This is a genomic window from Sphingomonas sp. LM7, assembly GCF_002002925.1.
Lineage (GTDB): Bacteria > Pseudomonadota > Alphaproteobacteria > Sphingomonadales > Sphingomonadaceae > Sphingomonas.
Genome location: NZ_CP019511.1, coordinates 1,536,926 through 1,553,009 on the forward strand (window position 1 = coordinate 1,536,926; position 16,084 = coordinate 1,553,009).

At 66.0% G+C, this 16,084-nt stretch carries 11 protein-coding genes; 4 read left to right on the top strand and 7 right to left on the bottom strand.

Features of this window, described 5'->3' with window-relative positions; all coding sequences use genetic code 11:
- Positions 1–3 precede the first annotated feature (3 nt).
- Positions 4–324: a hypothetical protein gene (locus BXU08_RS06985; RefSeq protein WP_077509402.1), complete on the top strand. Its 321-nt coding sequence runs from the start codon at positions 4–6 to the stop codon at positions 322–324.
- A 23-nt stretch (positions 325–347) separates the two neighbouring features.
- Here BXU08_RS06985 and BXU08_RS06990 read toward each other — a convergent pair whose 3' ends face one another.
- From BXU08_RS06990 to BXU08_RS07010, 5 genes are all read right to left on the bottom strand, one after another.
- Complete coding sequence (locus BXU08_RS06990) at positions 348–1,841, bottom strand: tryptophan halogenase family protein (protein WP_077509403.1); 1,494 nt, start codon at positions 1,839–1,841, stop codon at positions 348–350.
- A complete protein-coding gene (locus BXU08_RS06995; RefSeq protein ID WP_077509404.1) occupies positions 1,838–2,869 on the bottom strand; it encodes a cupin-like domain-containing protein in 1,032 nt (343 codons plus the stop codon). Before BXU08_RS06995 ends, BXU08_RS06990 begins: the two co-directional genes overlap by 4 nt.
- A 5-nt stretch (positions 2,870–2,874) precedes the next feature.
- Positions 2,875–3,597: a SapC family protein gene (locus BXU08_RS07000; RefSeq protein ID WP_077509405.1), complete on the bottom strand. Its 723-nt coding sequence runs from the start codon at positions 3,595–3,597 to the stop codon at positions 2,875–2,877.
- A gap of 131 nt (positions 3,598–3,728) precedes the next feature.
- Complete coding sequence (locus BXU08_RS07005; RefSeq protein ID WP_077509406.1) at positions 3,729–6,875, bottom strand: TonB-dependent receptor; 3,147 nt, start codon at positions 6,873–6,875, stop codon at positions 3,729–3,731.
- Positions 6,876–7,169: 294 nt separating this feature from the next.
- Positions 7,170–8,756 (bottom strand): glycoside hydrolase 43 family protein, encoded by a 1,587-nt coding sequence (locus BXU08_RS07010; protein ID WP_077509407.1) that lies wholly within the window; start codon positions 8,754–8,756, stop codon positions 7,170–7,172.
- A 133-nt stretch (positions 8,757–8,889) separates the two neighbouring features.
- Here BXU08_RS07010 and lldD point away from each other — a divergent pair, with 133 nt between their 5' ends.
- The 3 genes from lldD (at position 8,890) to BXU08_RS07025 (ending at position 13,864) form a co-directional block, all read left to right on the top strand.
- Positions 8,890–10,047 carry an FMN-dependent L-lactate dehydrogenase LldD gene (gene lldD / locus BXU08_RS07015; RefSeq protein WP_077509408.1) on the top strand — a complete coding sequence of 386 codons (1,158 nt, stop codon included), beginning with the start codon at positions 8,890–8,892 and terminating at the stop codon, positions 10,045–10,047.
- A 48-nt stretch (positions 10,048–10,095) separates the two neighbouring features.
- Complete coding sequence (locus BXU08_RS07020; RefSeq protein WP_077509409.1) at positions 10,096–11,556, top strand: Gfo/Idh/MocA family protein; 1,461 nt, start codon at positions 10,096–10,098, stop codon at positions 11,554–11,556.
- A 103-nt stretch (positions 11,557–11,659) separates the two neighbouring features.
- Positions 11,660–13,864: a hypothetical protein gene (locus tag BXU08_RS07025; RefSeq protein WP_077512109.1), complete on the top strand. Its 2,205-nt coding sequence runs from the start codon at positions 11,660–11,662 to the stop codon at positions 13,862–13,864.
- A 137-nt stretch (positions 13,865–14,001) separates the two neighbouring features.
- On the opposite strand, the gene BXU08_RS07030 is transcribed toward BXU08_RS07025, so the two are convergent.
- Both BXU08_RS07030 and fucP read right to left on the bottom strand, forming a co-directional pair.
- Positions 14,002–14,772 carry an amidohydrolase gene (locus BXU08_RS07030; RefSeq protein WP_077509410.1) on the bottom strand — a complete coding sequence of 257 codons (771 nt, stop codon included), beginning with the start codon at positions 14,770–14,772 and terminating at the stop codon, positions 14,002–14,004.
- Entirely contained in the window at positions 14,769–16,070 is a 1,302-nt protein-coding gene (fucP, locus tag BXU08_RS07035; protein WP_077509411.1) for an L-fucose:H+ symporter permease, read from the bottom strand. The genes BXU08_RS07030 and fucP overlap by 4 nt, the downstream gene beginning before the upstream one ends.
- Positions 16,071–16,084: the final 14 nt, after the last annotated feature.

Here is a 16,084-nt window from a genome sequence, read left to right on the forward strand (position 1 = left end):
CCGATGACCATCAAGCGTATCGCCATGCTGGCGTCCGTTGCCGGCGCGCTGGCGCTCGGTGCCTGCTCGGGCGGTAGCGACGAGGCTGCGGCGCCGAGCAATGTCGAGAACATGACGCCGATCCAAGTCGAGAACACCGCAATCGTGCCGACGGAGGCGCCCGCCGCGCCGCCGCTCGACAATGTCGTCACGGCCGCGGAGCCCGAGACGGTGCCGACTACGCTCAGCGCGGACGAGCAGACGCAGGACGATGCCGACGCGACGGGGATGACTGCGCGGGTTTCGCGCGACGAAGGCGGCAACGAGGGCCAGCCGGCGCAATAAGACCTGCCCTGCCGGCGATGGCCTCAGGCGTCGCCGGCGGGACAATAGCGCGCGAGGAAATCCTGATGCGCGGGCAATCGCGCCACGGCGCCGTCGATGTTCGCCTTGAGCGCGCCGAGCGCCTGGCGAAGTTCGCTGGGGTTCATCATCTTCGCCAGCCGGTGATGGCTTTCCGGCGCAAGCCCCTGGCCGAGCAGGACCTGCACCCAGGAATCGACGCGGAACAAGTCGATCCCGTCCTGCCATGCGTGCGCGTCGCCGCGGAACAGCGCGAGCCGCTGCGCGAGGCTGTCGGGGATCTCCATCGTCCGGCAGCGGTCCCAGAACGGCGAATCGTCGCGCTGGGTCAGGTGATAATGGAGCGTGATGAAGTCGCGGATGCCTTCGATTTCCTGGCGCGACTGGGCGTTGAAGCGATCGGCCGCGGCTTCGTGGCAGCCGCCGAACGGGAAGGACTGGATCAGCCGGGTCACAGCGACCTTGACGAGGTGGATGCTCGTCGATTCGAGCGGTTCGATGAAGCCGCTGGCGAGGCCCAGTGCGACGCAGTTCTTGTTCCACACCTTGCGCCGGGCGCCGGTGCGATAGCGGATCAGGCGTGGCTCGGTCAGAGGCTCGCCCTCTATGTCGTTGAGAAGCTTCGCCCGGGCATCCTCATCGCTCATGAAATCGCTGCAATAGACGATGCCGTTGCCGACACGGTGCTGGAGCGGGATCCGCCAGCGCCACCCGGCTTCGTGCGCGATCGCACGGGTGAGCGGGATCGCCGGACCGGTCGAGCGCGTCTGTACCGCAAAAGCGCTGTTGGTGCCGAGATATCGAGTCCAGTCTTCAAACCCGGTCTCAAGCGTCTGTTCGATCAGCAATGCGCGGAAACCGGTGCAGTCGACGAACAAATCGCCTTCGACGCGCACCCCGGATTCGAGTACCAGCGCCGTGATAAAGCCGGTCTCGGCGTGCTGCTCGACCCGGGCGATCTTGCCCTCCACGCGCTTGACGCCGGCCGGCTCGGCGAGGGCGCGGAGGAAGCGGGCATAGAGCGTCGCATCGAGATGATAGGCGTAGTTGATGTCGAGGCCGTCGGCCTTGGCGAACTTGCCTGCATCGGCTGCCTGGAGCTCGAAGCAATAGTCGGACAGGCTGCCGCCAAAGCCCTGCGCGCGCGCTTCCAGCCAGAAATGGTGGAACTCGGCCATCCAGGTCGAACGCTTGCCGTTCTCGCCGAAGCTGTGGATGTAGCGGTCGCCGATCCGGCCCCAATTCTCGAACGAGATGCCCAGTTTGAAGGTCGCTTGGGTGGCGCGCATGAACGCCTGTTCGTCGATCCCAAGCAGCTGGTGGAAGTTGCGCGAGGTGGGGATGGTCGACTCCCCTACCCCGACGGTGCCGATCTCGTCCGATTCGACCAGCGTGATGTCGATCAGCGGCCCGAGTTGCTTGACCAAGGCCGCCGCGGCTACCCAGCCGGCAGTGCCGCCGCCGGCGATGACGACGCGCTTTACAACCTGTTCGCTCATCGATTCAGCTTCCTCAGGAGTTCCGCGCGCAGCCGCCGCGCCTTGATGTCGTCGAGCGGCGCCAGATTGCCGCGGGCAGGTTCGGGGAGATGCGCGCCGGCGCGGTCGGCAGGGCCGAAGACATAATAGTCGAACAGCGCCTTCCACCCGGCCTTCTCATGCTCCGGGCGGTCGCGCAGGCTGAGCAGCGCGTGGAGCAAAGTCACCTGCGGCGTATCGATGAACCCGGGCGACGTGTTCCACCAATAATTGATCATCGCGTTGAACGGATCGAGCGCCTCGACCTGATGCCACCACAGAGCGGGGTAGATCAGCGCGTCGCCCGGCTCCATCTCGGCCACTTCGGCTGCGGCGAGCGCCTGCACGAAGCCGGGATGCCGCGCGAAATCGGGTGCGTCGAAATCGACCATCGAGACGACCTGGCCCGCGGGAGTCAGTTCGAGCGGACCGGGATAGAGATTGGCCGCCTGATCGGGCGGGAACAGCGTGAAGCGCCGGCGCCCGACCAGGGTGACGGCGATGTTGTTCGACATGTCGTAATGTGCGGATGCAGTGGTCCTGTTTCCGATCCAGATGCTGACCAATGGCGGATGCTGCACCAGCTGCGGATCGCCGAACGGCAGTGCCGCCTGTGCGCGAAGACCCGGCAGGTACAAATCGATGTCGGTGGAGCCGATATAGATGGCCTGCGCATCGGGATCGCCGACGCCCGCGCGAAGCCGGTCGAGATAGCCCGAGAGCGATCCGCTCTCCCGCGCGAAATTGAGCGCCGTGCAACCTTCGGTGTAACCGAAACGGCCGCCGATCGCCGGATCGCCGACATAGGCCGTTACCGGGCGACCGCCGTCGAACTGCTTGAGCCAGGCGATTGCCGATTCCGCGCTTTCCAGCCCGGCAGCGACCAGCGGGAGGTGACGCGCGATCCCGCGCAGGATCGCGGGCCGGCCATCGGCGATCAGATCGGCTACCGGCAGGCTGTGTGCGTCCACGCCCTCGATCACGCGCGTGCGGCGAGTGATGGCCGGCATGACGGTCAGACCGCTGGGTCCAGCAGCGCCTGCTTGCGGGCAATAAGCTGCTGGACGTTGCCGAGCGACGCCGCGGCCAGGATGGCTAGGCGCAGGATACCCGAGCCGTACAGCCGCTCCAGCGGCTCGCCGGTCACGCCGGCCAGCCGCTCGACGTCCACCACGAGCACGTCGGGCACCGTGTAACGGCGATCCTCGCTGACATCGATGGTGAGCGTGACCGGGGCGAGCAGCCCGGCATCGTCGAGCGCGGCATAGGCGGCCGGCGCGCTTTCCATCTGCTGGTAGAGCAGCCGCAACACGCCCGAGACACGATTAAGATAGGGCGTGTTGCCGCCATGTTCGAGGAACAGCGGCAGGCCCTCGCTTTCGCCAACCCGCGGATCGTCCATATCGACATGGACCATCGGCTCGCCCGAATTTGGGTCGGCGGAATCGCGTGCAATGCCGATGGAGAAAGGGCCGCGCTGGTGGGTCGCTGGCACGTAGCGGCTCGCCCAGCGATCACCCGACAGGAACAGATTCTCGTCGCGGTCCAGCCCGAGCAACGCATAGGCCTGCACGCCATTTTCGCGGTGGCGGAAGATGATCGGGAACTCGCGCTGCAGCTCCTCGAACTCGGCGGGGAACACCAGCGCCTGATTGGCGGCGTCGCCGAACGCGGCGCCCGCACTGGGACTGACCCGCAGATTTGCGTGGTCGATATTGTTGATCTGTACGGGGTTCATCCGCTCCGGTCCTGTTTGCACCCAGTCTAGCGACGCGCGGGTGCCAGACAAAAGAAAAAGGCCGCTGCTTGGAAGCCGCGGCCTTTTCCCCCTTTTATCGGGAGTGGGCGCAGGCCCACTCCCGGGTTCGGTTAAAAGCGGAAACGGCCACCGAGCCAGAAGCGCGGCTTGAGTTCCTGCACATAGACCAGGTTGGTCTCGTTGCGGGCATACTGACGGAACGGCTCGCTGGTCAGGTTGACCGCTTCGAGCGAGAGCGAGAAGTTCGGCGTGATGTCGTAGCTGATGTTCGCATCCAGCGTGCCGAAGGTGTCGGTGAACAGCGGGTTGCGATTGCCGCCCTGGTTCGTCCCCGACAGATACTTGTCGCGCCAATTGTACGAGACACGGGCCGAGAATCCGCCCTTGTCGTAGATCGCGGTCAGGTTCGCACTGTCGCCCAGGCCAGTCAGCGCGAAGATGTTGACGTTCGGATCCGCATAGGGATCCACGTTCACGTCGCCATCGACCTTGGTGTACGACGCCGCGAAGCCGAAGCCGGTCTGCCCGAAGAAGTGGGTCCAGGCGACTTCGAAGCCGTGGATGTTGCCCTCACGATTGTTCACCGGGCCGCTGATCCCGAAATTGACCAGCGGATCGGTCGAATTGCCGAGAACATCGATTGCTGCGGCAAGGTTATTGTAGAAGGTCGTGCCGAGAGCACCGTTGGCGTAATTTGCCTGGAACTGCGCCGTCGCGGCCGCCTGGTTGCCGTTGTTCTGCACCAGAAGCGCAGTGTAGGCGAACAGGTTGATGTCGCTCAGCGGAATTCCGTTGGTCCGCAGGTACTCCAGCGCGATGCCGGAACGTGAGCCTGCAGCGCCCGAGCCCGGATCCCGCAGGCCGAAAAGATTGCCGTTGGTGACCTGAGTGCCGATGAAGTTGCGCACGTTCTTGTTGAAGAAGCCGACCGAGACGAAGCTCGAGGGCTTATAGTACCACTCCAGCGACACGTCGAAATTGTCAGATTCCAGCGGCAGCAGTGCCGGATCCTGCCTCGTCGCGGTCGGGAGTGCCGCACCAAGCGCCGTCGGGCGGTTCGGCGCGCCGGCAGTGACCGATGCAAACAGATTGCCATAGTCCGGACGGGCCAGCGTCTGGCTGAACGAAGCACGCGCCATCACATTGTCGAGCACTTCGATGTTGAAGTCCAGCGACGGCAACAGGTTATCGTACTTCGCCTTTACGTTGATGGCATCACCGGCAGGTCCGCCATCGACATTGAAGTCGTTGTCCGACGTCCAGCGCATCGCCGACGGCACCGACTGGAGACTGATCGAATTGACCCGGGTCTGTTCGTAGCGAACGCCGATCAACGCATTTGCACGGCGTCCACCGATTTCACCGCTCCAGGCCATCTGGCCGAACACCGCCCAGGTCTTTTCGCCGACCGTGTCGTCCGCCGAGCCCTGCGGCATGACGCCTCTGCCCGAGATCCCGCTGTTGGTATAATAAGGCGAGAAGATATTGTTCAGATCGACAGCGTTGCCGCGGAACGCGACCAGCGCCGACCCGGTCGAAGCCGGATCATATTTGTCGAACTTGCAGGTCATGCAGAAGGTCTTGACGAGATCGCCGGCCAGCTGACTGACCAGCCCGGTGTCGGTGATGCCCCAGTCGCCCAGCATCTGCTGGGTGTTGGAGGTAGCCGAGCGCATCTTGGCATCGACATAGTCGCCGCCGAAGGTGAAACGGCTCCCCTCGCCCAGATCCCAGGCGAATTCGCCGCCGAACTGGTTGATCCGGGCTTCCTGCTCCGAGACGATGACGCGCGAAATCTGCGTTCCCATATCGCCGATATCGAGCTGGTTGTTGCAGTTGCCGCCGCGGCCACCGTTGGTCGCGTTGCAATCGTTGATCGTTTCCGACTGCTGCGGGAAGCCGCTGCTGAAGTCGACGCGATGCGTCGCACGGACCGGCGCGCCGATCGAAATCGTCGTCGCGGACGAGCCGTTCGAGTTATCCGGATTGGTCGTCGACTTCGAGTGGTTCGCGTCGAACGTCAGCGACAGCGCGTCGGTGAAGTTCCATTTGAGGTTGCCGCCGATCGAATACAATTCGGTGTCGGTCGCAAAGCGCTGCTGCTCGTAGCCCTTATCCGCCTGCTTGGCCTCGGCGAGGATGATGGCGGTCTGCATCTGCTTGTTGTCGTCGAACGTGACGTCGGAGAACGGGCGCTGGAACCAGTTGGTCTGCTCGCTGCGCTCGTCGCTCAGCTTGTTGCGGGCATAAAGACCGTCAACCGTGATCTCCAAGGCCTCCGAAGGCTTGAACTGGACGACCGCCTGGCCGTTCAGACGCTCGCGGCGGTTCTCGGAGAACTGATAGCGGCTGTCGTTGGGGATCTGGACATAGGGCGTCGTCGGCGCATTGGTGATGTTCGTGGTCGGCGTGGTGTAGACACCGTCCCGGGCCAGGAAGGCAGCCAGCGGCACGATGTTCCAATAGTTCGGGTTCGACTGGATCGAAGTCGATTCGCGCAGCTGGTAGCTGCCGAACACCGTGACGCCGAAGGTCTCGCTCGGGTTCTTCCAGTTGATCAGGCCCGACACTTCCGGGGTGATCTTGCTCAGGTCGCCCTCGGCATCCTCTACCGTGAGGTCGTACAGCGCCTTGGCGCCGATCGAGCCCGAGAAGCCGTCCTCGCGCGAATCGAGCGGACGGCGGGTGACGACGTTGATCGACGCGCCGATGCCGCCCGACGGGATGTTGGCGCGGCCGGTCTTGTAGACTTCAAGCGACGCGACGCCTTCCGAAGCAAGGTTCTGGAAGTCGAACGAACGGCCGGTGCCGCGCGCAAAGGCGTTGCCGGTGCTGGTGTCGATGCTGGTCGACGGCAGCTGGCGGCCGTTCAGCGTCACCAGGTTGAAGCCGCCGCTGAAGCCGCGAACCGCGACCTGCGAACCTTCGCCATTGGCGCGGGTGATCGACACGCCGGTGATCCGCTGGAGCGACTCGGCGAGGTTGGTGTCGGGGAACTTGCCGATATCCTCGGCGGAGATCGCATCGACGACGCCGGCGGAATTGCGCTTGATCGCAATCGCCTGATCCAGCGCGGCGCGGATGCCGGTGACGACGATGTCCTCGCCTTGCGCTTCGTCCTGAGTTGCCGTGGCAGTCGCGTCCGCCTGCGCGGCGGCGTCCTGTGCCTGCGCCAGTCCGGGCATCATCAGGCATGCCGTGATGGCGATTGCGGAAGCCGAGCGCGCGAGCGCTGGCGTGAGCCGAATGCTTTTCATCTGTCCCCTCCTCGTCAGCGCGCATCGGCGCGCCGCATGGTTTTTTATGTGAGCTGGCTTGGTCGCCACTCGATGTTAACGCTACCAAATTGTCTCACGTTGTCAACCGGTCTATGCGTAACTTATGCGTTGCAGCTCTGATGGCGATATCGATTACTTGTCAAATACTTGACGACAATTGGTGCGGCGCAGCAGAAACGAAATCCTCCGGCTGCGGCAAAAAAGGCACAGTGTTCCGCGTATCATTTGCGGCGGTGCGTTTGCGGCACGCGGTCGGGCGTTTGGCGGCGGCGCTCAGGGCGTGGCGCGAGTCACCCGGAACCAGTCGATGTCGATCGACCCCGCGCTACCCAACGTGCCGCGGGTAAAGGTGAAGAGACCAGGGCGCGACCCCTTCCACCACGAGAAGCGCGCAAGCCAGGACGGTTTACCCAGGGGCACGAATCGGCGGCCGTCGAGGCTGTACGAATAGCGGACGATCTGGCCTTCGCTGACATCGGCGGCGAGGATGACGGTGGCGCCGGCGAGCCGCGGCCCGGACGCCTCGTCACCTTCGATCGCGACCGTGAGTCGATTGATCCCGTCGCTGCGGACCACGCCGATCCAGCTCGGCCGCACGCCGAACAGGGTGAGCCCGGCGCGCTGGCCCTCGGCCATGCGGCTGATGTCGATTCGCGTGGTGATTCGCGTGCTCGGCCCCTGGAGAATCTGGGTGAGCGTGTTGCGCGCGCCGGCGAGATGCTCGGCGGGGAGCGCGGTGAGGCGGAGCCAGCCGGGGCGGCGCGCGAGACTCCACGCGCTGTCGAGCGGGTTGTGGTTCCACGACCATTGCAGGCCGAGCCCGGGCGCGCCGAACTCGTCGGTATCCTGGAGGCGATCGGCGGTCGGGGCGTTGCCGGTGTCGGGCATCGCGTGGCTGAGCACCGGCTGGCCCGATTGCTTGTCGGGGATCGGCTGGCCGACCAGCGGCCAGTCACCGGTCCAGCGCACCGGCTGGAGGTGGACGATGCGGCCGAACGCGCCGGTCGAATTGAAATGCGCGAACCAGCCCTGGCCCGAGGGCGTCTCGACATAGCCGCCCTGGTGCGGGCCCTGGACCGGCGTCGTGCCGGGTTCGAGCACGGTGCGCCATTCATAGGGACCGCGAATGTCGCGGGCGCGGCCGACCGCCTGCGGGCCGGTGCCGACTCCGCCGATCGGCGCCCAGATATAGTACCAGCCGTTCCGCTTGTAGAGCTTGGGGCCCTCGAGGACGGGGAGCTTGTCCTTGTCCTCGGCGATCACCTTGCCGTCGTCGAGCACGCTTGCGCCGTCGGGGGCCATGCGGTGTAGGATCAGCGGGCCGGCGCCGACCTTGCCATGGACCAGCCACGCGCTGCCGTCTTCGTCCCAGAACGGGCATGGGTCTTCGAGCCCGGGCTTGCCGATGACTGCGACGGGCGCGGTCCACGGGCCGGCGGGGTCGGTCGCAGTCGACATGAACACGCCTTCGTCGGGGGTCGCCCAATAGACCCAGAACTTGCCGGCGTGGTGGCGGATGCTCGGCGCCCAGACGCCGCTGGCATATTTGGTGCCGCCGATCGGCTTGGAGATCTTGTCGGTCAGCGTGTGCGGCCCCGGCATGTCGTAGAGCGGGCCGAAGGGGAGCCTGGGCAGGACATGGCCGAGGATGCTCCAGTGGACGAGGTCGCGCGACTTGAGCACCGGGATGCCGGGGGAGAAATGGAAGCTGGAGGCGACCATGTAATAGTCGCTGCCGACGCGGATCACGTCGGGATCGGAATAATCGGCATAGAGGATCGGATTGGTGAAGCTCGCCTGGGGCTGCGCGGCAGCCGGCGCCGCCGCAAGCGCCAGACCCACGCCCAAGAACTTCCACATACGCGCCTCCCCTGCTTATCGGGTGGGAGCGCTATCATTTACCGCTGGCCACCGCCAAGCCTTGCGCACATCGTGACGAGCGCCGAAGCTGGCTCGACAGCGGGTTCCATCTTATGGCACAACATATCAGGCAATGAGACGAGCAGCTTCCACCCTCGATTACCGCGAGCTTGCTCGCCGGCGCCTCCCGCATTTCCTGTTCGAATATATCGACGGCGGCTCGTACGCCGAAGTGACGCTCAGGCGGAACATCGACGATCTCGCGGCGATCGCGCTGCGCCAGCGGATTCTCCGGGACGTATCGTCGCTCGACCTTTCCACCGAGCTGTTCGGGCAGAAACTGGCGATGCCGGTGGCGCTGGCGCCGATCGGGCTGGCGGGGATGAACGCGCGGCGCGGCGAAGTGCAAGCGGCGCGGGCGGCGGAAAAGGCCGGCATCCCCTTCTGCCTTTCCACCGTTTCGGCATGCCCGCTGAGCGAAGTGGCGCGCGATACCACAGCCCCCTTCTGGTTCCAGCTCTACATGATCCGCGACCGCGGCTTCATGCGCGAATTGCTCGACACCGCGACCGCGGCGGGGTGCAACGCGTTGGTGTTCACCGTCGACATGCCCGTCCCCGGATCGCGCTATCGCGACTATCGCTCGGGGCTTGCCGGCGCGCGCGGCATGTCCGGCGGGCTGCGGCGGATGTGGCAGGCAGTGAAGCGCCCGGCATGGGCGTGGGACGTCGGTCTGCACGGGCGGCCGCACCAGCTCGGCAATGTCGCGCCGGTGCTCGGCAAGAATACCGGGCTCGAGGATTTCTTCGCGTGGATGCGCAACAATTTCGACCCGACGGTGAGCTGGCGCGATCTGGACTTCATCCGTGAGCGCTGGAACGGGCCGTTGATCATCAAGGGCATCCTCGACGCCGAGGATGCGCGTGCCGCAGCCGAGCTGGGCGCCGACGGGATCGTCGTCTCCAACCATGGCGGTCGCCAACTCGACGGCGTACCATCGACTGCGCACGCGCTGCCCGCGATTGCCGATGCTGTGGGCGACAAGCTGACCGTGCTTGCCGATGGCGGCGTGCGATCGGGGCTCGACGTGGTGCGGATGCTCGCATTGGGCGCCAAGGGGGTGCTGCTCGGCCGCGCCTGGGCGTTTGCACTCGCTGCGCGCGGTGAAGCCGGGGTCAGCCATATGCTCAAGCTGGTCGATGCCGAGATGCGCGTCGCAATGGCGCTGACCGGCTGCACCAGCATCGACAAGATCACCCGCGACGCACTGGTGAGCACGCAATACCGTTGAACGTCGAAGACTATAACGGGCGCAAAGCCCGACATGAGAGGATACACCATGGATCGTACGGAAGGACCCGCCGTCCGGCGGCGTGACGTGCTCGGCGGACTTGCAGCGGGGACCGCGCTGGCAGCGGCACTCGATGCAAGCGCAGCGACGGTCGACCAGCGCAAACGCTATGTCGTGGTCGGCGTCGGCAGCCGCAACCGGATGTTCCAGCAGGCTCTATGGGGCCCGCACAAGGCGCATGGCGAACTCATCGCCGCGTGCGACACCAATCCCGGCCGGCTCGATTATGTCGCGCAGCAGGCGATCAAGGCCGGGGCCAAGCCGCCCAAGCCCTATCTCGCCGCCGATTTCGACAAGATGCTGCGCGAGCTCAAGCCCGACGCGGTGATCGTCACGACGCCCGACGCATTCCATGACGACTATGTCGTCCGCGCGCTCGACGCCGGCTGCGACGTCATCACCGAAAAGCCGATGACCACCACCGCCGCCAAGGCGCAGCGCATCCTCGACGCGGTCAAGCGCAGCGGGCGGCATATCCGCGTCACCTTCAACTATCGCTATTCGCCGTTCCGCAGCCAGGTGAAGGAACTGCTGATGTCGGGCGAGATCGGCGACATCCTGTCGGTCGATTTCCAGTGGCTGCTCAACACCGTCCACGGCGCCGACTATTTCCGCCGCTGGCATTCGAACAAGGCAATCTCAGGCGGGCTGATGGTCCACAAGGCGACACACCATTTCGACCTGGTCAACTGGTGGCTCTCCGATATGCCGGTGAGCGTCAACGCCACTGGCAAGCGCGAATTCTACACGCCTGAAATGGCCAAGCGCTTCGGGTTGGACGGCGCCCACCAGCGCTGCCGCACCTGCCCCGAAAAGGCCGAGTGCAGCTTCTTCTTCGACATGGCGGCCGATCCGGGATTGAAGGCGTTGTATCTCGATAACGAGAAATATGACGGCTATTTCCGCGACCAGTGCGTGTGGCGGCCCGAGATCGACATCGAGGACACGATGAACGTCGTGGTCGGCTATTCCGGCGGCACGACGCTCAGCTACAGCCTCAACGCGTTCAACGCCTGGGAAGGCTATCACATCGCCTTCAACGGGACGAAGGGCCGGCTGGAGCATAGCGTGGTCGAGCAGGCCGGCGTCGCCGGGGCGGACGGGCACAGCAAGGACGACCGGATCAAGACGCGGATCGTGCCGATGCGCGGCAACCCGCGCGACATCGTGCCGCAGACCGGCGCCGCGGGCGGGCATGGCGGCGGCGATGCAGTGATGCTCGCCGACATCTTCGATCCCGGAGCGCCCAAGGACCCGCTGCTGCGCGCGGCGGACGAGCGCAGCGGGGCGGCATCGATCCTGGTCGGCGTCGCGGCGAACAAATGCTTCGAGACCGGGCAGCCGGTAAAGATCGGCGAGCTGGTCACCGGGCTCGACTGGCCGACCTATGCCAAGATGCCGGGACACAAGGACCCGGTGGCGCAACCGCCGCGGATGCAGAAAGCCTAGGTTGGCCGACGCCCCCGCCCTTCCTTCGTCATCTCCGCAAACGCGGGGGCCCAACTCCACTATTCGCCAATGGAGATGGGTCCCGGCTGTCGCAGGGGTGACGATGTGTTTCATCGTCGCGCTCGCCGCCCCCGCCCTCGCCCAGCCGATCGACCGGCAGGCGCTGGTGACGCGGCACAATGTGACGCTGACCCGGGTCGACGCACACGCGCCGCTGATGCTGGGCAACGGCAATCTGGGCTTCACGGCCGACATCACCGGGCTGCAGACCTTTCCCGAGCAATATTCGCCAACCGCGCCGTTGCTGACGATGGCGCAATGGGCGTGGCACAGCTTCCCCAATCCCAAGGGATATACCGAGCGCGACGGGCTGGTGATGGTGCCGGTGCCCGGGCGCGGCATGCAGCCCTATCCGTGGATCCGCGACTGGGCCGAACTCGACACGCGGCCGGCGCTGCAATGGCTGCGCGAGAACCCGCATCGGTTTTCGCTCGGCAGGATAAGCCTGACGCTTCTCCGGCGCGACGGCACGCAGGCAGTGTTTTCCGACCTGAGCGCGACGCAGCAAGAGCTCGACATGTGGTCGGGATCGCTGACCAGCAGCTTCGTGTTCGATGGCCAGCCGGTACGCGTCGAGACTCGCGTGCATCCGACGCGCGACATGGTGATGGTGTCGATCCGCTCGCCACTGGTCGCCGCGGGTCGTGTCGGCGTCGATGTGCGCTATCCGGGGGTTTCGAAGAAGCTCAATCCCGATCCGTCGGACTGGGCGCAGGACGGCACGCACCGCACCCGCATCGTCGAACAGCGGGCGGACCGGCTGGTGGCCGAGCGGACGCTCGACACCACACGCTATTTCTCGGCGATCCTGGCGCAGGGCGGCGCAGTCACTCGCACCGGAGCGCATGGCTTTCGCGTGTTGCGGCGCGGTGGCGAGCGGCTGGACGTCACCGTCAGCTTCGAACGGGAGCGTCGTACGCCAGGGACTGAGGATACCGCGGCGGTCGCGCGGCACTGGCGCGACTATTGGATGCAGGGCGGCGCGATCGATTTCAGCGGCAGCAGCGATCCGCGCGCGTCCGAGCTGGAACGCCGCGTAGTGCTCTCGCAATATCTTGCGGCGATCAACCAGGCAGGCGACCTGCCGCCGCAGGAGGAAGGGCTGTTCTCGAACAGCTGGAACGGCAAGTTTCACCTGGAGATGCCGATCTTCCATGCCGCGCATTGGGCGAGCTGGGGGCGCCCGGCGCTGCTCGAGCGCAGCCTTGGCTGGTATGTGAAGATGCTGCCCCCGGCGCAGGCGCTCGCGAAGCGTCACGGAGTGCAGGGCGCGTGGTGGAGCAAGATGACCGGGCCGAACGGGTGGAACAGCCCGAGCACGGTAAACCCCTTCATCATGTGGCAGCAGCCGCATCCGATCTATCTCGCCGAACTGGCATGGCGCGCGCGCGACGAGGACCGCGCGGTGCTGGCGCGCTATGGCGAGATGGTCGAGCAGACGGCGCAATTGCTTGCTAGCTGGCCGACGGCCGACGGCGACCGCCTCGTGCTCGGGCCCCCGATCATCCCGGTGCAGGAAAATCATCCGCCGCTGACCACGCGCAATCCGGCGTTCGAGCTGGAATATTATCGCTGGGCGCTCGGCACGGCGCAGCGCTGGCGGGAACGCCGCGGCCTTGCGCGCAATGCGGAATGGGATCGCGTGATCGCCCGGCTCGCCCCGCTTCCCGAGCGCGACGGGCTGTATCTGCCGGTCGAGACGGCGCCCGATTTCTGGAAGACCAGCGCTTCGGCCGCGTGCAGCCGCCATGCCACGCCGCCGCGATGCCTCAACCGCGACCATCCTTCGTTTCTGATGGCCCATGGGCTGATCCCGGGGCGCGTCGATCCCGCGACGATGGGCCGCACGCTGGCGGCAACCGAAGCGCACTGGGATCTGCGCCAGACCTGGGGCTGGGACTTTCCCGTCATGGCGATGACTGCGGCGCGGCTCGGCGATCCGGACAAGGCCGTCGACTGGCTGTTCCGCGACGTGCCCAATAATCGCTGGGGGGTGAGCGGGATGACGCCGCGGGTGCATCTGGAGGAAGAAAAGCAGCTGGTCGGGCCTGCCGCCGGGAATGCGGGGCCGGGGCCGGACGGTCCTGGCTATGCCCGCGCAGCGGAAACCTACTTCCCGTCCAATGGCTCTTTGCTGCTTGCGGTGGGCATGATGGCACAGGGCTGGGACGGGTCGCAGGGACCCGCGCCGGGCTTTCCGCGGCAGGGCTGGAAAGTGCGCGCCGAAGGAATCACGCCGCTGCCCTGACTGTCCCAATCCGGTGTAATGCGTACTGTTCGGCAGACCTATTCAGGAGTATGAAGGTTGGGCTCCGCAGGGTTCCCCCCTAAGGGGTGCGGTCGGGCGGCGTTTAACTCCCTTTTCCGCCGTCCGGCCGTCCTGCGCTACAGTCGATAGAGCCGCCGCGCATTGGCGCCGAACACTGCGTCGTGATGCTCCGCGGGGATCAGCGATCGCGACATTTCCAGCCAGTCGCTTAAGCTTGCGGCCAGGGTGATAACCGGCCAGTCGCTCCCCCAGAGCAGACGCCCGGGTCCGAAAGCGTGCCACAGCAATTCGGCTACTGCGGCGATCTCCGCGCTTTCCGTCACCAGTCCCGACAGCTTGCAATGCACGTTCGCGTGGCGGGCGATCGAGTCGATGGCGCGTTTCCATGAGTCGAAACCGGCGGAATCGGGCTTGGCGGCGTGATCGATGACGATGGCCAGGTCGGGATGCCGCACCGCCAGCCGGGCGAGCGCATCGAGGTGCTGCGGACGGATCAGCGCGTCCAGCACCAGGCCCTGCGCCGCCATTGCGGCCAGCGCGGCATCGTTGGCGTGATCATACCAGTCCGCGGCGAGATCCTGGACCATCGGTCGCAAGCCCTTGAGGCATGGCTGCGCCGCCAGCGCCGCGACCTGTTGCAATGCGTCGGGCGCGGCGAGATCGGCCCAGCCGACGATACCGGCGATCAGCGGATCTTCGAGACCGAGCAGCCATTGCGTGTCGGCAGCGGCGGGCTGGCTCTGGACGAGCAACACGCCTTCGACCTGCCCTGTAGCGCGTCGATAGTCGGATAGCGTGAAATCACGGTAGAGGGCGGGAAGATCGGAGCCGGGCCACGAGCAGCCATGCGCGCCGATCCGCCAGACATGCACATGCGCGTCGATCAAGCCCGCAGGGTCCCCACGCGCAGCGCGAACGCCAGGACGACGAGGAAGCAGCCCGCGGGCACCAGCATCGCCCAGAGGATCGACCCGCTGCTATCCGAGACATAGCCCATCAGCGCGGTGAGCACGGCGCCGCCGATGATCGCCATCACCAGCAATGCGGCGGCAGACTTGGTGCGCCGGCCGAGCCCCGCCACTGATTCGGCGAAGATCGTCGGGTACATGATCGACATGAAGAAGCTGGTCGCGATCAGCGCGGCGACGCCGATGCTCCCGCCGATCGCGGTTGCGACGAGGCAGAGCAAGGCAGCGATGCCGGCAAAGCCCGCGAGCAGCGGCAGCGCGGCGACGCGGCCCATCAGCGCCGCACCGGCGAAGCGGCCGGCCATGAACAGCGCGAGCGACAGGGTGAGCCAGCCCGCGGCGCGATGCTCGCCGGTGCCGGGCACCGCGACTTGCGCATAGCGGATGAGATAGCTCCAGATCCCAACCTGCGCGCCGACATAGAAGAATTGCGCGGCGACGCCGAAGCGCAGGCGGCGCTCGCGCAGCACCGCGCGGAAATCATCGAGCGCGCCGACGCCTTCCTCCACGTCGCGCTCGGTCGCCACGGGAGGAAAACGGACGGTGCGGATCAGCACGGCCCAGCCGATCACCACGAAGGCGATGAGCAGATAAGGAAGCTGGAGCGCCGCGGCTTCGTCGGCACGCCATGCCGCGAGCGCGGCGGGGGTCATCGCCGCCATCTGTTCGGGGGTGACGGTAACGCCCGACAGGATGAGCTGGCTGCCCAGCACCACGCCGGCGATCGAGCCGAGCGGGTTGAACGCCTGGGCGAGGTTGAGCCGCTGCGCCGCGGTTTCCTCCGAGCCGAGCCGGGCGATGAGCGGGTTTGCGGAGGTCTCCAGAAAAGCGAGCCCGCTGGCGATGACGAACAGCGCGGCGAGGAAGAAGGGATAGCTCTGCGCACCCGCGGCCGGCCAGAACAGCAACGCGCCAAGCCCGTAGAGCCCAAGCCCGGTCAGCACCGCGGCGCGATACCCCCATGCCCGCATGAACAGCGCCGCGGGGATCGCGAGGCAGAAATAGCCGAGATAGAATGCCGACTGCACAAGCCCGGCCTGGAAATCGCCGAGTGTGAACAGCTTGCGGAAATGCGGGATCAGCACGTCGTTGAGGTTGTTCGCCACGCCCCACAGGAAGAACAAAGCGACGATCAGCGCGATCGGGAGCAGCCCGGCGGTGCCGCGGCGGCGTTGAGGCACATCCACGGGCGCAGCAAACGGCGTTCGGGCTTCCATGACGTCCTCCCCTG

Excerpts from the sequence above, each read along its gene's own strand:
- BXU08_RS07010 (WP_077509407.1), bottom strand. The coding sequence starts at position 8,756 with ATGTGGAAGTTCTTGGGCGTGGGTCTGGCGCTTGCGGCGGCGCCGGCT.
- BXU08_RS06990 (WP_077509403.1), bottom strand. The coding sequence starts at position 1,841 with ATGAGCGAACAGGTTGTAAAGCGCGTCGTCATCGCCGGCGGCGGCACT.
- BXU08_RS07005 (WP_077509406.1), bottom strand. The coding sequence starts at position 6,875 with ATGAAAAGCATTCGGCTCACGCCAGCGCTCGCGCGCTCGGCTTCCGCA.
- BXU08_RS07025 (WP_077512109.1), top strand. The coding sequence starts at position 11,660 with ATGTGTTTCATCGTCGCGCTCGCCGCCCCCGCCCTCGCCCAGCCGATC.
- BXU08_RS06985 (WP_077509402.1), top strand. The coding sequence starts at position 4 with ATGACCATCAAGCGTATCGCCATGCTGGCGTCCGTTGCCGGCGCGCTG.
- lldD (WP_077509408.1), top strand. The coding sequence starts at position 8,890 with ATGAGACGAGCAGCTTCCACCCTCGATTACCGCGAGCTTGCTCGCCGG.
- BXU08_RS07000 (WP_077509405.1), bottom strand. The coding sequence starts at position 3,597 with ATGAACCCCGTACAGATCAACAATATCGACCACGCAAATCTGCGGGTC.
- BXU08_RS07020 (WP_077509409.1), top strand. The coding sequence starts at position 10,096 with ATGGATCGTACGGAAGGACCCGCCGTCCGGCGGCGTGACGTGCTCGGC.
- BXU08_RS06995 (WP_077509404.1), bottom strand. The coding sequence starts at position 2,869 with ATGCCGGCCATCACTCGCCGCACGCGCGTGATCGAGGGCGTGGACGCA.
- fucP (WP_077509411.1), bottom strand. The coding sequence starts at position 16,070 with ATGGAAGCCCGAACGCCGTTTGCTGCGCCCGTGGATGTGCCTCAACGC.